Source organism: Pseudarthrobacter sp. alpha12b (genome assembly GCF_054130495.1).
Genome location: NZ_CP196746.1, coordinates 311,811 through 330,517, shown reverse-complemented (window position 1 = coordinate 330,517; position 18,707 = coordinate 311,811). Strand labels below are relative to the sequence as shown.

The following is an 18,707-nucleotide window of genomic DNA, read 5'->3' as shown; positions in this document are numbered from 1 at the left end:
TCAGGAAGGCTCCCGCAGGACCCGCAGGTGCCCCCGACGTGTACCCTCAGTGCCGACCGGAGCCTCGAGGGCAGTATGGTGGGCACGCTGGGCGGGCTGCTGGGCCTCCGGAGGGAGGGCGGCGGCGTCGCGGACGGCATTGGCAAGCGCCAGCAGGTCATCGGGTCCTGGCTGCTGCGGAGTGGAAGGCATGGCCAGGCGCAGCACTTCCCAGCCGCGGGGCACCGTCAAGGAATCGGCGTGCTGCTCGCAGAGGTCGTAGCAGTGCGGTTCGGCGTACGTGGCCAACGGACCCAGTACGGCGGTGGAGTCCGCATACACATACGTCAAGGTGGCTACCGCCGACTGGCGGCAGGCAGACCTTGAACATTGACGGATAGCTCCCACGACATCACAGACTACCCCTTCGCCACCGAAAAGCCGCGCATTGGGGCAAGGGCCGACGCGCGCCCTGGGCCAGCGGGACATATCGCGTAAATCCCCGCCCGGGTTTACAGTCGATGTATGCAGTCATCGAACCATGAATCAGGTTTTTCGGTCCGGTTGGCTGACCCCGGTGCCCGCGCGGCATCGGGCGTGGAGACCGCCGGCAGGAGCTTCTCCAGGCGGCGCCGGAACCGTCACGGGCGCGGCCTCCGCGGCGAGGTGATGTTGCCCACCCACCCCGGATACCGGACGCGGGCCGACCGCTTTGACGACATGGTGCTGGACTCAGCCCAGCGGCTGCACGACATTTGGGGCAAGACCCTGGACGGCGTGCGGTTTGGCGTGGACGAAATTCCGCCGGACCTCGAGCAGCTGGCCGCGAACGCAACCACGCCACCCATGGGCTCCTACACTCCTGCTGCGGGTGGGGACGGACCCATGATCACGGTGTACCGGCGGGTGGTGGAGCAGGCGTGCTCCAGCGTGGAGGAACTCCAGGACCTGGTCCACGACGTGGTGGTGGAGCACACGGCGGAAATGCTTGGCGTGGCACCGGAGACGCTGGACCCCGTGTACCGCCGCCGCTACTGACACCGCCCAGGGCCAAACCGACCGCGCGAACAACGGAGCCTCCGGCGGCCCTGCCTCAATAGCCCAGCGCGACCGGGACGGTTTCCTGGCCGGCGGCTGCAGCCCGGAAGGCCAGGGAGGAAATATCATTGCGGCCGTCCTGCCCCATCAGCACCGACCCGTAGGCGGCGCCACCGGATGCGGACACTACGTAGCCAACGACATCGGCCCCTTCAGCCTGCTCCGGAACAGTGATGGACGCAGTGGTTCCCCCGGCTATGTCCGCGGAGGCCGCCGCACGCACCTTCCCGTCGGCCGTGATGGGCGCGTAAGTGATGGTGGCCCTGGCGTCCAGGGCCCCAAATACCAGCTGCCGTTGGCCGCCCTTGGGGACGGGCACCACGTGCTGGCTGCCGAGCCGCACTGCTGATGACGCCCATGCCACATCCGAGGGCTGTGCCGCCTGGAGCCCCCGGCTCATACGCGCGGCGGCAAGGAAAGAGACGTCGGATGAGGCGGCAACCGTGTACTGCCCGGCAGGAACGCCTGCCAATGACACCTCGGTGGTTGAACCGGCCTTTGCAGTGACAACGCCGCCGGTCGGAAGCGCGTGCTGGCCGTCCCGTCCGTACAGCTTGATCTCCACCACGGCATCGGCCGCGCCCGGCACGGTCAGCTCGAGGGCGGGCCCGGCATCCCGGTAGCCAGGCTGTGCCTTCAGGGCAGCAAGCCCGGCGGGGTCCTGGATGTCCACTCCTGTCATCACCTGGCGGACAGCCGGGGCTGTCCCCGGGCTGATGTAATCGACGCCGCCCGGGGTGAGGCCGCGCAGGACGCTCTGCTGGATAGAGGCTGCAACCGGTCCACCGGCGCTGCGGACGTGAACGCCGAGCTGGGACTCGTTGGGTGCCAGTCCGGCGAGGACCACGCTGCGCGTGGTTCCGGGGGCCACCAGCAGTCCACGGCTGCCGGGTGCCTGGATTTGGCCGCCGGCACCGAACAGCTCGAGGCTCACGGTGGCGGGTGTGCTGGAGGCGTTCGTCAGCGCGAGCACGGAGGTTCGGCCGACAGTGGTGCTGGCACCTGCCAGCCACTGGTCATTCGAGGGTTGCCCGCAGATGGCCGCGGCACTGCCCTGCAGGTCACCGTCCCTGGCCGTGTATTTCGTGGCCCCCGCCGCCGACGCATTCTGGTTTGCCACGGCGTCGGCGCTCAGGACGTTCACCTGGTCCACGGCCCGGTCTGCCACAACTCCGGCAAGGAGTTCCTGCGGGGCTCCGGCGGTGGGCGCGGGCCCCGGGTCCTTGGCGATCTCGACGGCGGACGTTCCGTCCAGGTGTGCCAGCCGGCTCCCCGGAAGCACGCCTGCTGCGCTGAGCACTGCGGCACTGACCTTGGTTGCCGCAGTGGCGGACTCGGGCCGGAACTGGGCGTCGGTGCCTGCGTCTGTGCCCTCCAGCAGCCGTGCAGGCCCGGGGCACACGCCGAGGCTGGCCCCGGCGGGAACAGCGGCTTCGGCAGCCGGCACTCCCCGGCTGGATGCAGGCGCCGCCATCAGCGAGCCGCCGGCCACTACAGCTCCGCCGCCGGCAAGAATAAGAACGCCTGCCGCTACTCCGGCAACGGACGCGGCGCGGCCCTTGCCGCCCGGCAGCCGGGTGGAGCCGCGGCCGGACGCCTTCCTGCCCTGGCCGGCGACGGTTTGGCCCGCAATGGGCTTGCCGGCGGGCGCCGGCTCTTGGCCTGGAAGCGACGCATCGGATGGATCCGTTCCGGCCTCAGCCCGGGCCTTGGCGGCCGGTGGGGTGTGCTCATGCATGTTGGTGTTCCTTACGCAGGGAGCCCTCGTCACGCGAGAGACCGGTCCGCGGCCGCCGGGCCGGCATGGGGATTGCAAGGATGACGGTCAGCCCTATCACCGTGATTTGCCCGGCCGCAGCCCAGAACGACCAAGGATTTTGGTAGCGGACCGTCAGCTGGCCGGCCGATGCCGGAAGAGTGAAGGCCTGGGACCAGCCGGAGGTAGTGGAGGTCAGCTTCCGCCCGTCGAGCCAGGCGCTCCATCCGGGATCGGGCCGCTCGGCAAGTACCACCAGCCGACCTTCCGCCCCGGCCGGAACAGCGGCGTCGACGTCATCAGTGCCGGAGGCAACCAACGCTGTAGCCGCACCACGGGCATCGACGATGCGGACACGGTGGGCAACGTCGGCGCCCTGGAGGCCTTGCTGGTTCAGCGGGCTGATACGCCACAGCCAGCCGACGTCGGTCTGCCCCACGGCCACCAGGCCTGGGACGGCATCCATGCGGCTTGCGGTCAGCTGGGCTGCAGTGTCCGCGGAGCGGAGCACGACAAAGCCGACGCCGAGCTGTTCGAGGTCGGACCGGGGATCCACGCCCTGCCCTCCCACCATGGTGGCCACAACGCGGCGGACAGCTGCGGTGACGTCGTCGTCGTCGCGCACCTCTTCAGCACCGGGAGCGCCGATGATGTTTCGGGCGGCGGCAATGGCGGAAAGGCTGTCAAGCGTGGTGCCGGACCCGCGCATCAGCGATGCGCTGAAGGTGCCGTCGTCTCCGGTGCTCAGCAGGAGGGTCCGCGTCTGTTCGGGTCCGGTCCCGCGGTCGATGGCGGTGGCGGGGAGTGACCGTCCGGTGGAGGCCTCCACCAGCCGAGGAGCGCCCAGCGCTCCCCCGGTCCCGGAAGTGGCCGGGGCTGCAGCGGGGGCACCCCCAGGCGTTGCCGGCGCGGCGGCAGTTCCGGCTGGACGCAGCAGGTTTTGCGCGGACCAGGCAGCCATGCCTGCCAGCGGACCGGCCAGCAGTACCACCAGGCCCAGCGCCAGGCCGGCGCGCGCCGCCGTCCTGGTCTTCGCACCGGCACCGGAAGCCCGGTCCGCTGCGGACAACAGTTGCTCCGACCCGAGAAGTGCCGCTGCAAGGAGGGCAAAGGATGCGGCGGACACTGCGGGCCCAGGGAAAGGCGTCACCATGACATCCGCGTTCAGGCCGGTGGCAACGTGTCCGGCCAGCCAACCGCCGGCCAGGGCGATGACCGATCCTATCCAGAACCATCTGGCAGTCCGGGCCCGGCGCCCCGCGCCGAAGAGTCCCACAATGGCAAGGACCAGGACCGGCCCCGCAATGAGCAGAGCCAGCAGCAGTGCCCACGGCACCGGCCCGCCCGGGAAGGCCGCCAGCCCGTGGAGGCCACCGGCGGGGTCGAAGGACAGGGGCTGGCCCAGGATCTGCTGCCACAGCGGAGCGGCGTCGAATCCCAGGGGCAGTCCGGGGTCGGCCAGAAGCGCGCGCGGCCTGTCGAGGGTGGACAGTGCGAAGGGGATGAACAGGGCTGCGCTTGGCAGCAGTGCCCACCACACGGTCCGCCCGCGCCGTCGCAGCAGGATGCCGCACAGCACGATGACCACAGTTGCGGGGATCAGCAGGGAGGGTGCCGACGCGGTGGTGACCGCCAGCGCCAGGCCCGCGGCTGCGGCGGCCGTCCACGAGGGCACTCCGTTGATGCCCGCCTTGGCCGGGGGCTGTTCACCGGGTCCATCTCCAAATGCCGAAGTGGGGTTGAAACGGCCATGGCCTACCGCCGAGCCCGTCGCCCGCAGGAGGCCCAGGACCACCAGGGGCAGCATGATGTGCGCGATCAAGGCGCCGGCCCGGCCCTGGTTCAGCGCAGCCTGAAGTGCCGGCGCGGCAGCCCAGAAGATTGCCGCCGCGAAGCGGAGCCGCCGGCGTTCGGTTACCCCGCCCGCCGCGAACCACGCGGTGAGTCCGGACAGCGGGGCTCCCAGCAGAAGCAGCCAGGCCATGGCGGCGTTGGCGTCGCCTCCGCCGGTAAGGCCGATGGTCCAGAGGACGTAGTCAAAGGGATCGCCGTGGCCGGGCAGGCCCGCTCCCAGGCTGACCCACCAGCTGGAGGCGTTGTGCCAGATGTCCCCCAAACCCGCGGAGACAGGAATCAGGGCGCCCCCGGCTACGGCCGCAGCCCGGAACAGTCCTGCCAGCGCCAGGAGCGAGGCCACCGACGCGATGATCACGGCGGCCAGGGCACCGTTGCCCACCCAGCCGCGCTTGCTGGTTGCCAGGGCAGCAAAGTCGTCCGCGGCGTCTCCGGTGGGCTGGTGCGCGAGGGGATCCTGCACGAGGTGGTCAGACGTTGACCCGTCAGATCCGAGGGCCTCCATCAAGGACCGGCGGTGGCTCCACACCTCCCGGCGGGGGGTCTGGAGCTTGCGGATGACGGAGCGGCGGATGCGCCGGGTACGTTTGGCTGCCCGGCGGGCCTTGGCCACGGCCCGGGGCCGGCCCAGGGCAGCGCAGGTGGCAAGAAGCTGGGAAATGCCATGACCGGGATCCTTGACCACGATGCTCAGGACCAGCTTGAAGAGGCTGCCAAGCAGCGCGCCGACGCCGTGGACGGGCACCATCCAGAGCGGGCTGTGCTTCAGGCGCAGGTGGACCTGCGCCTTACGGGCTGCGGACGGGTTCCCAAGGGCGTGCGGCCGGTGCGCTACATGGAACATCCGGGCTGCGGGGACCACCACCACCCGGTGCCCTGCCAGGCGGTTCCGCCAGCAAAAGTCGACGTCGTCGCCGCTGCCAGGCAGGGCGGCGTCGAAACCGCCCAACTGTTCCCAGACATCGCGGCGCACCAGCATGCCGGCGGAGTTCACGGCGAACGTGTCAGTTCGGCCGTCGTACTGGCCCTGATCCATCTCATCCGCGTCGATGAGGGTAAGGCGCTCGGCCCACCTGCTGGTGGAAAGGCCCACATCCATCAATTTCCGCGGCGAATGCCAGTCCAACTGCTTGCAGCCGGCAACCGTTACCGAAGGGGCGCGCTCCACGGCGCCCAGGAGTTCGGCGAGGGCTTCCGGTGCCGGCGCGGCGTCGTCGTGCAGCAGCCAGATCCATTCCGTACTGCCGCCGCCGGTGTTTCCGCGGAAGGGCACCCCTGCCAGGGCGGCGGACACGGCGGCGCCCATGCCGCCCTTACCCCGGGGGTGGCTGACAACGCCGGCGTCACCCAGGGCCTCCCTGAGGAGGCTGTATGAATCGTCGCCGGATCCCACGTCCACGCCAACGGCATGGTCCACCGGGCGTGTTTGGGCCGCCAGGGCTGAAAGGGTTCTGGGCAGATAGGCACTGCCGTTGTGGGCAACCACAACGGCAGTGACATGGACATTCTGAAGAATTAGATTGCTCGCTTCCTTAGCCGCCGGCGCTCACGCTCGGAAAGGCCTCCCCAGATGCCGAACCGTTCGTCATTGGCCAGCGCGTACTCAAGGCACTGCGACCTCACATTGCAGGCACCACAGACCTTCTTGGCATCGCGGGTTGAGCCGCCTTTTTCGGGAAAGAAGGCTTCCGGATCCGTCTGGGCGCACAAAGCGTCCGTCTGCCAGCCCAGCTCACCCTCGTCATCGAAGTCCTGCTGAAGCGGCAATCCAATCCACACCGGCTGGGCAGTCCCGGCCGCAGCCAGCTCCATTGGCGGATCAAGGTCGTCTTCCGGCTCTGCGCCGCCGTCCAGGAGGGCTTCGTGCGCCGCGAGGAACGCCGTAGCCTGGTCCTCGAGGATGCTGGTGGAATTCCTGTTGTACCGCTCCGCAGCATCAGGATCGGCGGGATCGACGTACCAATCGCTCGGCACCCCCCGCGCACGGTACTTTGCCGTTGCCTGGCCGGCCACGACGGCATCTTCCTGGATACGCTCTGCTTGCCCCACGGCGACCCTCCTGATGTTCAGCCACTGCCTGGATACGTGGACACTCGGTTGTGTGCCGGTATTTACGCAATTGCTTTAGTTACCTAATTACACGTGTGTAACTAGGGCTAGTCAAGCCGTCGCCGGGATAATAGACAGTCTCCGCTGGGAAGTTTGCGTACGCCACGCCCGGGATTTTCAGCAGCCCGGGCGTGGCGACGGCATTCGGGCACCATCCGGGGCCCAAAAACCCATCAAAACACTGATCTGGCGGGGAAAATACCTGCTCTTCAGCCAAATAGCAAGCACGCTTAGCAAGTTGGGTGATTAACATCACGTCTGCAGGACCGGCTGGCGCAATGGGAGTCAAGGCCGGATGACCGGGACTTTGCGGGGTGGCAGGATGAAGCCATGACGACTTTCCCCGCGATCGACCTGATGGGCAGCCTCCGCTCAGGCAACTCCACGGCACCACGACTGACCTGGTACGGCCCTGATTCGGAGCGGGTGGAACTGTCGGGGCGGGTCCTGGACAACTGGGTGGCCAAGACCAGCAACCTGCTCCAGGACGAACTGGACGCGGAGCCGGGCATGCGCCTGCGGCTTGCCCTTCCGGTCCATTGGAAAACAATGGTCTGGGCCCTCGCCGGCTGGCAGCTTGGACTTGAGACCATGCTCGACGGCGGCCCGGCGGACTTCCTGGCCACGGACAATCCGGCCGGGGCCGTGGAACAGTACGACGCCGTCATTGCAGTTGCGCTGCCGGCCCTCGCCATGCGCTGGACCGGTGAACTTCCCGCCGGCTGCATTGACTACGCCGCCGAGGTGCGCTCCCACGGGGACGTGTTCATGCCGCACACCGACCCCGATCCCTCAGCGCTGGCTGTCCTGACACACGAGGGCCAGGCTGTCCTGCACCGGGAACTGCTCACAGGTTTTGCCCTGCCGCACTCGGAAGGCGCCAGGGTGCATGTCCCCGCCGCCAGCGGGCTGGAAACAGCATTGGCCAACGCGCTGGGAGCCTGGCAGCAGGGCGGATCCGTGGTGATGACCCATCCGGACGTTGCGCTCACGGACAAGCTGATGGCCGACGAACGCATCCACGGGAGCTAGGCAGACGCCCTAGGCCTGCGGGCCGCCGTCGGCGGAAGTGGAAGCCGGACGCTCCGCGGCCCGTGCGGGCTCCCTGTGCGGATGTGCTTCGATGATTTCGTGGTCGTGGGAGAACTCCGGCTCCTGGTCCAGTTCCTGGTTGAACACCAGGAAGCGGTACGCGAAGAAGCGGACAACCGTGGCAACCAGGATGCCCGCCACGCCCGCCAGGAACAGCAGGTTCTTGTTGTCGATGCCCATCCCATACTTGGCCAGTGCGGTGAAGCCGGTGGAGATACCGATCCCAATGCCGTTGATGAGGACGAACATCCCAAACTCACGGAGTATGTTCGCTTGCCGACGGTGGCGGAAGGTCCAGAAACGGTTTGCCACCCATGAGAAGACCGTGGCCACCGTGGCGCCCACAAAACGGGCTTTCGCCTCACTGTCCGACATGGGGCCGTGCATCAGGTAATAGGTCAGGCCGTTGTCGATGACGAACGCCACACCGCCCACCGCACCGAACTTGGCCACCTCGCGCCAAAAGAGTGAGGCGAGCCCCCGGATACGATCTGCAAGTGCGCTAAACATGACCCTCCATGGCCGTGACGAACTGTGGGCCACTCGGCCAAAGGTCCATTTTAGCCCCCAAAGCTTTGAGCCGCCCCGCGGAAGCCGGTGGCCACTGTCCCTCACCCGGAAAATCTCCATCACCCGCCGGGACGTAAAAGCATGATCCGGCCCGTCTTCGGTAGGCTGGCACATGTGACTTTTCCAGTGATAGGCGTGGTTGGCGGCGGCCAGCTCGCGCGAATGATGGCCCCTGCCGCTACAGCACTCGGCTTTGAACTCCGCGTCCTCGCCGAGGGCGAGGACGTTTCCGCGGTGTCGGCTGTACCCACCACACCCGTGGGCGATTACAAGGACCTGCAGACCCTCCTGGATTTCTCCAAGGGCCTTGACGTGATGACGTTCGACCACGAGCACGTGCCGACCGACCACCTCCGCGCCCTGCAGGACGCCGGTGTCAACGTCCAGCCAGGACCCGACGCCCTGGTCCACGCCCAGGACAAACTGGTCATGCGTGCCGCCATCGACCGGCTGGAACTGCCCAACCCCGCCTGGGCATCAGTGGCGGACGTTGACGCGCTGGTCCGCTTCGGCGACGAAACCGGCTGGCCCGTCGTCCTGAAAACCCCCCGCGGCGGCTACGACGGCAAGGGCGTCCGCATCGTCGCCTCAGCGGACGAGGCCGCAGAGGCCGCTGACTGGTTCGCCGCCATGAGCCCCCTGCTGGCCGAGGCGAAAGTGGAGTTCACCCGCGAACTCTCCGCACTCGTGGCACGCACCCCCGACGGCGAAGCCCGGGCCTGGCCTGTGGTCCACACCATCCAGGTGGACGGTGTCTGCGACGAGGTGATTGCGCCCGCCCTGGACATCCCGCTGGAAGTTGCTGCCGCAGCCGAGGACGCCGCATTGCGCATCGCCGCCGAGCTGGACGTCACCGGTGTCCTGGCCGTGGAACTCTTCGAAACCCCGGGCACCGGAGCTGGATTCCTGATCAACGAACTGGCCATGCGGCCGCACAACACCGGCCACTGGACCCAGGACGGTTCCATTACCAGCCAGTTCGAACAACACCTCCGCGCGGTCCTGAACCTGCCCCTGGGCGCCACCGATGCGCTGGCACCGGTGACCGTGATGAAGAACTTCCTGGGCGGGGAGAACCAGGACCTGTACTCCGCCTATCCCATGGCGCTGGCCGCCGAGCCGGCCGCCAAGGTCCACTGCTACGGCAAGTCCGTGCGGCCCGGACGCAAGATCGGCCACGTCAACCTGATGGGCAGTTCCACGGCAGAGGTGGACCTGGTCCGCCGCCGGGCCACAGCCGTGGCGGGCATCATCCGCGACGGGCGGGTTACCACCGAAGAACCTTCCGCAATTTTCGAGGAGAACGCATGAGCGCCGAAGCCACCCCAACCGCCGGTTCCGCCGCGGCGCCCCTGGTGGGCCTGGTCATGGGCTCCGACTCGGACTGGCCGGTCATGGAGGCCGCGGCAGAGGCCCTGGCCGAATTCGGCATCCCCTTTGAAGCCGATGTCGTCTCCGCCCACCGGATGCCCACCGAGATGATCCGCTACGGCCAGACCGCACACCAGCGCGGCCTGAGGGTGATCATCGCCGGCGCCGGCGGCGCGGCCCACCTGCCGGGCATGCTCGCCAGCGTCACGCCGCTGCCAGTGATCGGTGTTCCCGTTCCCCTGAAAACCCTCGACGGGATGGACTCCCTGCTCTCCATCGTCCAGATGCCGGCAGGCGTACCGGTGGCCACAGTCTCCATCGCGGGCGCCCGGAACGCAGGGCTCCTGGCCGTACGGATGCTGGCTTCCGGCACCGACGAACTTGCCGCTTCCCTGCGCGCGGATCTCCTTGACTTCGCCGCGGACCTCAACGCCGTGGCCTCCCGCAAGGGCGCAAACCTGCGGCAGAAAGTAAGCGAAGTCTTCCCCGGAGACTCCAGCGCCCTTCGGGGCAGCCGTTAGGGCGCCGGGCATGGCCAGCAGCAGCAGCGTCCTCAACACCGGCTCCGGTCCGTCGCTGACGGACCCGGTCCGCTACCCGGTCAGTGCACCTCCCGCGGTCCGTACCAAGCGCGCTTTCGTACTGGTCCTGCTGACGCTCCTGGTACCGGGCAGCGCCCAACTCGTGGCCGGCGACCGGAAGCTGGGACGGACGGCCCTGCGCGTAACGCTCTGTGTGTGGGCGGTACTGCTGCTCGCAGCGGTGCTGCTGCTGCTCAACCGGAGCCTGGTCATCAACATCGTCACCAACCCGGTCACCTCGCTGCTGCTGGTGGTCGTGCTGGCGGCGCTGGCCCTCGGCTGGGCTCTCCTGTTCCTGAACACCCTCCGGCTCATCCGCCCTGTCCTGCTGGCCCCGAAGGCGCGTCCCGCCGTCGGCATCGCCTTGGTGGTGGCGCTTGTTCTGGGCAGCGGCTCCATGGGCTACGCAGCCTACCTGCTGAACGTGGGCCGGAACGCCATTGGCAACATCTTTTCGTCCGGCCCGGCCATCGAACCAGTGGACGGACGCTACAACTTCCTCATGATGGGCGGCGACGCGGGCGACGACCGCACCGGCCGGCGCCCGGACAGCCTTTCCATCCTCAGCGTCGACGCCAAGACGGGCCAGACCGCCATCATCTCCGTTCCCCGGAATTTCCAGAACGCCCAGTTCAGCGAGGGCTCACCCATGCGCGCCCTCTACCCTGACGGGTACAACTGCGGCGACGAATGCCTCATCAATGCCATCAACACCGAGGTCACCAACGAGCACACCGACCTTTACCCGGGGATAGCAGACCCCGGCGCCCAGGCAACCATGGAAGCGGTCTCCGGAACGCTGGGGATGCAGATCCAGGCGTACGTCCTGGTTGACATGCAGGGCTTCTCCACGCTCATCGACGCCATGGGCGGCATCCGGATCAAAGCCGGCGGCTGGGTTCCCATGAGCGGCTATTTTGACGAGGCCACCAAGACCCACGGCATGCCCCTGGGGTGGATTCCCGCCGGAGACCAGACACTCAACGGCGCCCAGGCCCTCTGGTACGGGCGGTCGCGGGAGTACGTGGATGACTACTCCCGCATCCAGCGCCAGCAATGCGTGCAGCAGGCAATGCTGAAGCAACTTGATCCCGCCACCCTGCTGTCCAAGTTCGAGGACATCGCGGGCGCGGGAACCAAGGTGGTGGAGTCCAACATTTCGTCCGCCCAGCTGGGCAGTTTCCTGGACCTCGCCATCAAGGCAAGGGGCAAGGACGTCAAGCGGCTTACCATCGGGCCGCCGGACTTCGACGCGTCCTTCTCCACAAACCCGGACTTCGACCAGATCCACGAGCGGGTGGACCAGCTGCTGGCGTCGGCGTCCGCCAAGGGTGCACAGTCGGCAGGAATTTCCGACGACGTGACGGCAGTCCCACAGGCAGGCGCCGGACACATCCAGGCGGCCGGGGCCGTCCCCGCCACCCTGCCCACGCACGGCAACGCCAGGCAGCAGCCCTCGCCGTCGGACTTCACGCCTGTGACCACAACGCCCGACGGCGAGCCGATCACCGAAGAGATGCTGACCCAGCTCAAGCTGGAGGGCAACGAAGAGGCCATCCGCCAGCTGGTGGCCACCAACGGACAGTGCGCACCGCTCTAGCGCCACCCACCAGCGCCCACCCACCAAGGAACGGAACGGTTTTGTACGAGATTGAGAACGTCCTCCGGGACTACGCCTGGGGTTCGACGACGGCGATCGCCTCGCTGCTGGGCCGTCCCGAATCGGGGCGCCCCGAGGCCGAACTGTGGATCGGCGCGCACCCCGACTCGCCGTCGGTGGCGCACCTGCCGGAGGACGGGACCAGGAGCCCGCTCGATGCCCTGATCTCCTCTGATCCTGAGCATTTCCTGGGCGCCGAATCCGTGGCCGCGTTCGGCCCCCGGCTGCCGTTCCTGGCAAAGGTCCTTGCGGCTGCGCAGCCGCTCTCCCTTCAAGTCCACCCGAGCCTGGAACAGGCGCGGGAGGGGTTTGCGCGGGAAAACGACGCAGGATTGGACGCCCATGCCCCAAACCGGAACTATAAGGATGACAACCACAAGCCGGAGATGATTTTCGCCCTCACGCCATTCGAGGCGCTGTGCGGGTTCCGGCCGGCGGCTGAAACCCGGAAGATCCTGCAGCACATTGCGGATGCCTTCCCCGAGGGCAGCCAGTCCCCGAAGCTGGTCCAGGCGCTCCTTGGAGACCTCGCCGGAGCAGACGAAAGCGCTGGGCTCCGCCAGGCCTTTGAACGCCTGATCACCGGTGGACAGGGCGTGGCAGAGGAAACAGCCCTGGTGGTGGCCGCCCTGCTGTCCGGAGCTCCGCTTGAGCCCTATCAGGCCGAGCTGGGCACCGTCATCAGCCTCAACGAAAAGTATCCCGGCGACCCCGGTGTCCTGATCTCGCTGCTGCTGAACAGGATCTCGCTGAAGCCCGGCGAGGCTGTCTACCTTCCGGCCGGAAACGTGCACGCATACCTGCACGGGCTGGGCGTGGAGGTCATGGCCTCATCGGACAACGTCCTGCGCGGCGGCCTGACGCCCAAGTTCGTGGACGTCCCGGAGCTCCTCCGCACCATCGACTTCCATCCTGTGGCTGTTCCGATGCTGAGCGCGGAGAAGTCGGTGATGGACCAGGAACTGTTCCGTCCCCCGTTCGGGGAGTTCCAGCTGCAGCGCATCGAGCTGGGGCCGGACGCAGGTCCCGTTCCGTTGTCCCAGGCAGGCGCGGCGGTGGTCATTGTGGTGGCCGGCGCCGTGTACCTCGATTCCCCCAAGGGCGACCTGGAACTGTCCCGGGGCGGCAGCGCCTTCATCGCCGCGGCCGAGGCCCCCGTCAATGTCCACCGGGTGGCCGGCGGCACCGAACCGGCGCTGGCCTTTGCCGTGACCACCGGGCTCTAGCAGGGTCCCCCGGCAGCAACAACAAAGGGCGACGGCGGCACCCACCCGGGTGTCGCCGTCGCCCTCCTGTCGTGGCGCAGTCAGCTGCCCGGCCGCAGCTTCCGGATCAGCGGCCGGACCCGCACGGCCGCCGTTTTCAGCAGCTGCCGCCCTTGCTGGAGGCCCTTGCGGGCCAATGGCATGGCTGTGGAGTATGCAGGGTAGAACGGCGACAGCGGCTTTTCCCAAGTGCCCAGCAGCATGTTCTCGTGCTTGGCGAACTGCTTTTTGAAGTCGGAAATACCGTCGTTGAGCAGGCCGTTGAAGTCGTACCGGCTGCAGCCGTCCTCCCGCATGGCCTGCAGGGCAGCCCACTTCACGCCGTAGTTCACCCGCTGCTTCTGGCCCTCGGCGGAAACCCCGCCGTAGAGCTCGAAGGCAGTGGCGCCGCTGCGCGACAGCCAGGTGAAGGCAAGCATCTGCTCGCCGTCGAACGCGGCAATGATCGGCGAGGCATCACCGAGGTTCTTGAAGATGTCGCGGTAGTACTGGTCCTCGTGGATGCCGAAGCCCGCCCGCTCCGCGGTGTCGTGGTAGATGGCCAGAACCTGTTCCAACTCGGACTCGTTCTTGACCTTGCGGAATTCCACGTCGCTGCGCATGGCTTTTCGGATGTTCGCCCGCGTGGACTTGGACATCTCCGCCATCAGTTCGTCGTCCGAACGGGTGAGGTCCAGGATGAGCGTGCGCGGGATCAGAACGGTGTTGGTGGACTCGCGGAAGCCTGCGGCTGCGACGGCGCCGGCAAAGGCGGAGTCCTTGTCCCAGTCGGGTTCGATGCTGAGGGCCACGCCCCGGTGGCGGAGGGCAGCGTGCTCGGCCAGCCTGTTGAGGACCAGCTGGGCGTTTTCGGCGGAGCACATGGGACCGCGCGGAATGTAGACCAGCGCACGGAAGGGCACGGGAAGCCTGCGGACCAGCAGCTGGGCGGCGCCAACAGTTTCATCGCCGGCCTTGACCAGGACCCTGTCCACGGACCAGCCGTGCATGGCCTTGGTCTCGCCCCAACCCCAGAGCTGTTGCGGGTGCCCCTGGAACCGGTCAACGTTCTCGTCCCAAAGGGCGCGGTCAGTACAGGGCACAACAGCAGGAATCATGGCTTAAACCCTATACCAAGGCGTTAACGGCAAAGCCCCGGTGCGCCCTTTGGCGCCCCGGGGCCCTGTCGTCCTGCCTTGGCTGCAGGTCAGCTCTTGCGGGCGTAACCTTCCCACTTGTCGGCGCGGTGCTCGCCATCGACGAAACGGATGGTGCCGGACTTGGAGCGCATCACGATGGACTGGGTGAGGACCTTGTCCTTGGAGTAGCGCACACCCTTGAGCAGGTCGCCGTCGGTGATGCCGGTGGCGGCGAAGTAGCAGTTGTCGCTGGAGACGAGGTCATTGGTGGAAAGCACCCGATCGAGATCGTGTCCGGCGTCGAGGGCCTTCTGCTTCTCTTCGTCGCTGGTGGGCCAGAGGCGGCCCTGGATGACGCCGCCCAGGGACTTGATGGCGCAGGCTGCCACGATGCCCTCAGGGGTGCCGCCGATGCCCATGAGCGCGTCGACGCCCGTGCCCGAGCGGGCCGCGGCGATCGCGCCGGCGACGTCGCCGTCCAGGATGATCTTGGTGCGCGCACCGGCCTCGCGGATCTCCTCGATGAGCGGCTTGTGGCGGTCGCGGTCCAGCACCATGACGTTGAGCTGGTTGACCTTGACACCCTTGGCCTTGGCGATGAGGTGCAGGTTCTGCTTGACCGGCAGCCGGAGGTCCACCATGTCAGCGGCCTCGGGGCCAGTGACGAGCTTCTCCATGTAGAACACAGCGGAGGGATCGAACATGGAGCCACGCTCGGCTACAGCCAGCACTGCCAGGGCGTTGTTGATGCCCAGGGCGGTCAGCCGCGTTCCGTCGATGGGATCAACGGCGACGTCCACCTCGGGTCCGGTGCCGTCGCCAACGCGCTCACCGTTGAACAGCATGGGGGCTTCGTCCTTCTCGCCCTCGCCGATCACCACGACGCCGTTGAAGTGGACGGTCTGGAGGAAGGAACGCATGGCGTCGACGGCGGCGCCATCGGCGGTGTTCTTGTCGCCAAAGCCAACCCAGTGGCCGCCGGCAATGGCCGCGGCCTCGGTGACGCGGACAAGTTCAAGGGCAAGGTTGCGGTCCGGCTCGTCGTGGCCCACCGCAAGAGACGGTGAAATCGTGGAGTACTTCTGGGTCATGGACGCTGGTGACACGTGAACCTCTTCTTCGAGTGGCGATCATTGAACCCGCCCGCCGGTGCAGCAGAACGGTGATTCCTCTGTTACCGATCATAGTCGTGGCACCGCGCCGCGGGCGGCCCGTGACGAAACCCCGAAATGTGCGTTGCAGCTCCCGACGTGCTCGGAGGGCAGGCCCGAATGGAAGTCCGGCTCCGGGATGGGCGACTATAGAGGGGTGAATGACATGCAGGAAGCCACCAGTCCCAGCTCCGGCCAGGCCCAGCCCGACGGCCGCCCAGGCGCCGCAGGCAGCAGTGAGGGCACCCCGGTGAAGCCCGTCATTCCGGCGGCCGCCGCCAAGCGTGCCAATGCTTCGGTGATCGGCATGATAGTTGCCCTGGTGCTCAGCATCGCGGCGTTCCTGCCCGTTGTCCTCATGAATCCGCAGCCGAAGAGCGAGGGCTACCGGCCGGACATCGATGTAGCGTCCGTGGCCGGGAACGCGGCGGATGTGGCAGGATTCACACCCGTTGCGCCGGACGCCGGCAACGCCTTCCGGGCAAATTACGCTCGATGGGAAGCAGGAACGGGCAACGGCGTGCCCACCTGGGAGGTTGGCTACGTAACCCCCAAGACGTCCTTCATCGCCTTGGTGCAGACCACCAAGGCCAACCCCACCTGGCTGCTCCAGCAGACCAAGAACGCCCCCGTCACCGGCTCGCGGAATGCAGGCGGCAAGGAATGGGAACTGCGGGACACCGGCAAGGGCGAAAAATCCATGGTCCTGAATTACCGCGGCAGCACTGTTGTCCTCTCGGGCGCAGCGCAACTGGACGAATTCGCAACCCTAGCGGCCGCCGTCGTGGGCTCCCTTGACAGCAACCCGGCCGTCACGGTTTCCCCGTCAGCGCCCACCGCACCTTAATGTAGTAAGCGTGGCTACTAATCTGACCCCTGCACTGGCCTGGCGCCGCCTGCGCGAAGGCAACGAACGATTCGTCAACGGCGAGTCCTCCCATCCCAACCAGAACGCTTCCCGGCGATCCTCACTGGTGGAAACCCAACACCCGTTCGCGGTGATCTTTGGCTGCTCTGACTCACGGCTGGCCGCCGAAATCATCTTTGACGTCGGCCTAGGCGACGTTTTCGTGGTCCGCACCGCCGGGCAGGTGATTGACGACGCCGTCCTGGGCTCGCTGGAATACAGCGTCGGCGTGCTGGGGGTGCCGCTGATCGTGGTGCTGGGACACGACAACTGCGGGGCGGTCACGGCAACCAGGGACGCCGTTGAGACCGGCGAGATGCCTCCAGGCTTCATCCGCGACCTCGTGGAGCGCATTACGCCCTCGGTCCTGACGTCCCTGCGGAACAACCAGACCGAGGTCAACGACATGGTGGTGGAGAACGTCAAGCAGACGTCGCAGCGCCTGGCCGACAGTTCGCGTGTGATTTCCGACGCAATCGAGGGCGGCCGCACCGCGGTTATCGGGCTTGCGTACCGGCTGGCAGAGGGCCGCGCCGACCTTGTTTCCGGAATCGGCGAGCTGTAGAACCATTACGCCGGCGGTCCAGCGGGCCGCCGGCAACGCTCCCTTAACGGTTTTCGATGGGGCCGCCGGGAGCCATAAGCTAGCCCCATGACTTCCACTGAAGAGTTCCGCATTGAACATGACACGATGGGCGAAGTCCGCGTCCCCGTGAACGCACTGTACCGCGCGCAGACGCAGCGGGCAGTGGAGAATTTCCCCATCTCCGGCAAGACCCTGGAGCGCACCCACATCGAGGCGCTGGCCCGGGTCAAGAAGGCCGCTGCCCAGGCCAACGCAGAACTGGGCGTGCTCGACGGCGAGCTGGCCAAAGCGATTGCAGATGCAGCCGATGAGGTGGCCGCCGGCAAGTACGACGGCGACTTCCCCATCGATGTCTTCCAGACCGGCTCCGGCACGTCCTCGAACATGAACACCAACGAGGTCCTGGCCGAACTGGCAACGCGTGCCCTGAAGGCCGCCGGCAGCGACAAGGTGGTCCACCCCAACGACCACGTCAACGCTTCGCAGTCCTCCAACGACGTGTTCCCCACGTCCGTGCACGTGGCCGCCACCTCGGCGCTGATCAACGACCTCATCCCCGCCCTGGGCTACCTGGCCGAGTCGCTGGAGCGCAAGGCTGTTGAGTTCAAGGACGTCGTCAAGTCCGGCCGTACCCACCTCATGGACGCCACCCCGGTGACCCTGGGCCAGGAGTTCGGCGGCTACGCCGCGCAGGTACGCTACGGCATCGAGCGCATCAACGCCTCGCTCCCCCGCGTGGCAGAGGTTCCGCTCGGCGGCACCGCCGTGGGCACCGGCATCAACACCCCGGCAGGCTTCCCGGAGCGGGTCATCGAGCTGCTGGCCACGGACACCGGCCTGCCGCTGACCGAGGCCCGTGACCACTTCGAAGCCCAGGCCAACCGCGACGGCCTGATCGAGGCGTCCAGCCAGCTGCGCAATATCGCCATCTCGTTCATGAAGATCAACAACGACCTCCGGTGGATGGGCTCCGGCCCCAACACGGGCCTCGGCGAGATCGCCCTCCCGGACCTGCAGCCCGGATCCTCCATCATGCCCGGCAAGGTCAACCCCGTGATCTGCGAGGCGTCCATCATGGTGGCCGCCCAGGTCATCGGCAATGACACCGCCATCGCCTGGTCGGGCACCAACGGTGCGTTCGAGCTCAACGTCGGCATCCCGGTCATGGCCGCCAACCTGCTCGAATCGATCCGACTGCTGGCCAACACCAGCCGGGTCATGGCGGACAAGATGATCGACGGCATCACCGCTAACGTGGAGCGCGCGCGCTTCCTGGCCGAGGCTTCCCCGTCCATCGTCACCCCGCTGAACAAGTACATCGGCTACGAGAACGCGGCCAAGATCGCCAAGACCGCGGTCAAGGAGGGCTTGACCATCCGCCAGGCCACCGAGAAGCTGGGCTTCGTCGGCGACGGCGAAGGCAAGGTTTCCGAGGCGGACCTCGACAAGGCACTGGACGTCACCACCATGACGGCTCCGGCCCACAAGGCCTAACGCCCGGCAACAATGGAACGCCCGACGGCGGCCGGCACCTTTCGTACGAAAGGCGCCGGCCGCCGTCGTTATTTAAGGTCCATCTCCGGGTCAAGGCATAAAGTTGCACTAAATAT

The 18,707-nt window shown here is 67.2% G+C and carries 16 protein-coding genes; 9 read left to right on the top strand and 7 right to left on the bottom strand.

What is annotated here, in order from left to right; all coding sequences use genetic code 11:
* A complete protein-coding gene (locus tag ACTAQI_RS01505) occupies window positions 1–387 on the bottom strand; it encodes a DUF3499 domain-containing protein (protein ID WP_457949074.1) in 387 nt (128 codons plus the stop codon).
* 117 nt (window positions 388–504) lie between these two features.
* Between ACTAQI_RS01505 and ACTAQI_RS01500 the strand changes: the two genes are divergently transcribed.
* The gene (locus tag ACTAQI_RS01500) at window positions 505–1,017 is read left to right on the top strand and encodes a metallopeptidase family protein (protein WP_457949072.1); all 513 of its coding nucleotides are present in this window, start codon (window positions 505–507) and stop codon (window positions 1,015–1,017) included.
* Window positions 1,018–1,072: 55 nt separating this feature from the next.
* Here the strand turns inward: ACTAQI_RS01500 and ACTAQI_RS01495 are convergent, their stop codons facing one another.
* From ACTAQI_RS01495 to ACTAQI_RS01485, 3 genes are read right to left on the bottom strand one after another with little or no spacing between them, the layout of a single operon-like run.
* Window positions 1,073–2,815 (bottom strand): DUF5719 family protein, encoded by a 1,743-nt coding sequence (locus ACTAQI_RS01495; RefSeq protein ID WP_457949070.1) that lies wholly within the window; start codon window positions 2,813–2,815, stop codon window positions 1,073–1,075.
* Window positions 2,808–6,173, bottom strand: a complete 3,366-nt coding sequence (locus ACTAQI_RS01490; RefSeq protein ID WP_457949068.1) for a glycosyltransferase — start codon at window positions 6,171–6,173, stop codon at window positions 2,808–2,810. The genes ACTAQI_RS01495 and ACTAQI_RS01490 overlap by 8 nt, the downstream gene beginning before the upstream one ends.
* A gap of 29 nt (window positions 6,174–6,202) precedes the next feature.
* Window positions 6,203–6,736, bottom strand: a complete 534-nt coding sequence (locus ACTAQI_RS01485) for a WhiB family transcriptional regulator (protein WP_457949067.1) — start codon at window positions 6,734–6,736, stop codon at window positions 6,203–6,205.
* 390 nt (window positions 6,737–7,126) lie between these two features.
* Here ACTAQI_RS01485 and ACTAQI_RS01480 point away from each other — a divergent pair, with 390 nt between their 5' ends.
* Complete coding sequence (locus tag ACTAQI_RS01480; RefSeq protein WP_457949065.1) at window positions 7,127–7,828, top strand: TIGR03089 family protein; 702 nt, start codon at window positions 7,127–7,129, stop codon at window positions 7,826–7,828.
* A gap of 9 nt (window positions 7,829–7,837) precedes the next feature.
* Here the strand turns inward: ACTAQI_RS01480 and ACTAQI_RS01475 are convergent, their stop codons facing one another.
* Window positions 7,838–8,398, bottom strand: a complete 561-nt coding sequence (locus ACTAQI_RS01475; RefSeq protein ID WP_457949063.1) for a GtrA family protein — start codon at window positions 8,396–8,398, stop codon at window positions 7,838–7,840.
* A gap of 174 nt (window positions 8,399–8,572) precedes the next feature.
* On the opposite strand from ACTAQI_RS01475, the gene ACTAQI_RS01470 reads away from it, so the two are divergent.
* From ACTAQI_RS01470 to manA, 4 genes are read left to right on the top strand one after another with little or no spacing between them, the layout of a single operon-like run.
* The gene (locus tag ACTAQI_RS01470) at window positions 8,573–9,769 is read left to right on the top strand and encodes a 5-(carboxyamino)imidazole ribonucleotide synthase (protein ID WP_457949061.1); all 1,197 of its coding nucleotides are present in this window, start codon (window positions 8,573–8,575) and stop codon (window positions 9,767–9,769) included.
* A complete protein-coding gene (gene purE, locus ACTAQI_RS01465) occupies window positions 9,766–10,350 on the top strand; it encodes a 5-(carboxyamino)imidazole ribonucleotide mutase (protein WP_457949059.1) in 585 nt (194 codons plus the stop codon). The genes ACTAQI_RS01470 and purE overlap by 4 nt, the downstream gene beginning before the upstream one ends.
* 10 nt (window positions 10,351–10,360) lie before the next feature.
* A complete protein-coding gene (locus ACTAQI_RS01460) occupies window positions 10,361–12,010 on the top strand; it encodes an LCP family protein (RefSeq protein WP_457949057.1) in 1,650 nt (549 codons plus the stop codon).
* A 41-nt stretch (window positions 12,011–12,051) separates the two neighbouring features.
* Window positions 12,052–13,296, top strand: coding sequence for a mannose-6-phosphate isomerase, class I (gene manA, locus ACTAQI_RS01455; protein WP_457949055.1), 1,245 nt, complete (start codon window positions 12,052–12,054; stop codon window positions 13,294–13,296).
* 80 nt (window positions 13,297–13,376) lie between these two features.
* On the opposite strand, the gene ACTAQI_RS01450 is transcribed toward manA, so the two are convergent.
* Complete coding sequence (locus tag ACTAQI_RS01450; RefSeq protein ID WP_457949053.1) at window positions 13,377–14,432, bottom strand: lipid II:glycine glycyltransferase FemX; 1,056 nt, start codon at window positions 14,430–14,432, stop codon at window positions 13,377–13,379.
* Window positions 14,433–14,521: 89 nt separating this feature from the next.
* Entirely contained in the window at window positions 14,522–15,544 is a 1,023-nt protein-coding gene (gene glpX / locus ACTAQI_RS01445; protein WP_457950963.1) for a class II fructose-bisphosphatase, read from the bottom strand.
* Between the two features lie 226 nt (window positions 15,545–15,770).
* Between glpX and ACTAQI_RS01440 the strand changes: the two genes are divergently transcribed.
* From ACTAQI_RS01440 to ACTAQI_RS01430, 3 genes are all read left to right on the top strand, one after another.
* A complete protein-coding gene (locus ACTAQI_RS01440) occupies window positions 15,771–16,451 on the top strand; it encodes a DUF4245 domain-containing protein (RefSeq protein ID WP_457950962.1) in 681 nt (226 codons plus the stop codon).
* A 10-nt stretch (window positions 16,452–16,461) separates the two neighbouring features.
* Window positions 16,462–17,076 (top strand): carbonic anhydrase, encoded by a 615-nt coding sequence (locus ACTAQI_RS01435; protein ID WP_457949051.1) that lies wholly within the window; start codon window positions 16,462–16,464, stop codon window positions 17,074–17,076.
* 87 nt (window positions 17,077–17,163) lie between these two features.
* Window positions 17,164–18,591, top strand: coding sequence for a class II fumarate hydratase (locus tag ACTAQI_RS01430; protein WP_457949049.1), 1,428 nt, complete (start codon window positions 17,164–17,166; stop codon window positions 18,589–18,591).
* The last annotated feature ends 116 nt before the right edge of the window (window positions 18,592–18,707 follow it).

Excerpts from the sequence above, each read along its gene's own strand:
- ACTAQI_RS01500 (WP_457949072.1), top strand. The coding sequence starts at position 505 with ATGCAGTCATCGAACCATGAATCAGGTTTTTCGGTCCGGTTGGCTGAC.
- ACTAQI_RS01495 (WP_457949070.1), bottom strand. The coding sequence starts at position 2,815 with ATGCATGAGCACACCCCACCGGCCGCCAAGGCCCGGGCTGAGGCCGGA.
- ACTAQI_RS01480 (WP_457949065.1), top strand. The coding sequence starts at position 7,127 with ATGACGACTTTCCCCGCGATCGACCTGATGGGCAGCCTCCGCTCAGGC.
- ACTAQI_RS01475 (WP_457949063.1), bottom strand. The coding sequence starts at position 8,398 with ATGTTTAGCGCACTTGCAGATCGTATCCGGGGGCTCGCCTCACTCTTT.
- purE (WP_457949059.1), top strand. The coding sequence starts at position 9,766 with ATGAGCGCCGAAGCCACCCCAACCGCCGGTTCCGCCGCGGCGCCCCTG.
- ACTAQI_RS01460 (WP_457949057.1), top strand. The coding sequence starts at position 10,361 with ATGGCCAGCAGCAGCAGCGTCCTCAACACCGGCTCCGGTCCGTCGCTG.
- ACTAQI_RS01450 (WP_457949053.1), bottom strand. The coding sequence starts at position 14,432 with ATGATTCCTGCTGTTGTGCCCTGTACTGACCGCGCCCTTTGGGACGAG.
- glpX (WP_457950963.1), bottom strand. The coding sequence starts at position 15,544 with ATGACCCAGAAGTACTCCACGATTTCACCGTCTCTTGCGGTGGGCCAC.
- ACTAQI_RS01440 (WP_457950962.1), top strand. The coding sequence starts at position 15,771 with ATGCAGGAAGCCACCAGTCCCAGCTCCGGCCAGGCCCAGCCCGACGGC.
- ACTAQI_RS01430 (WP_457949049.1), top strand. The coding sequence starts at position 17,164 with ATGACTTCCACTGAAGAGTTCCGCATTGAACATGACACGATGGGCGAA.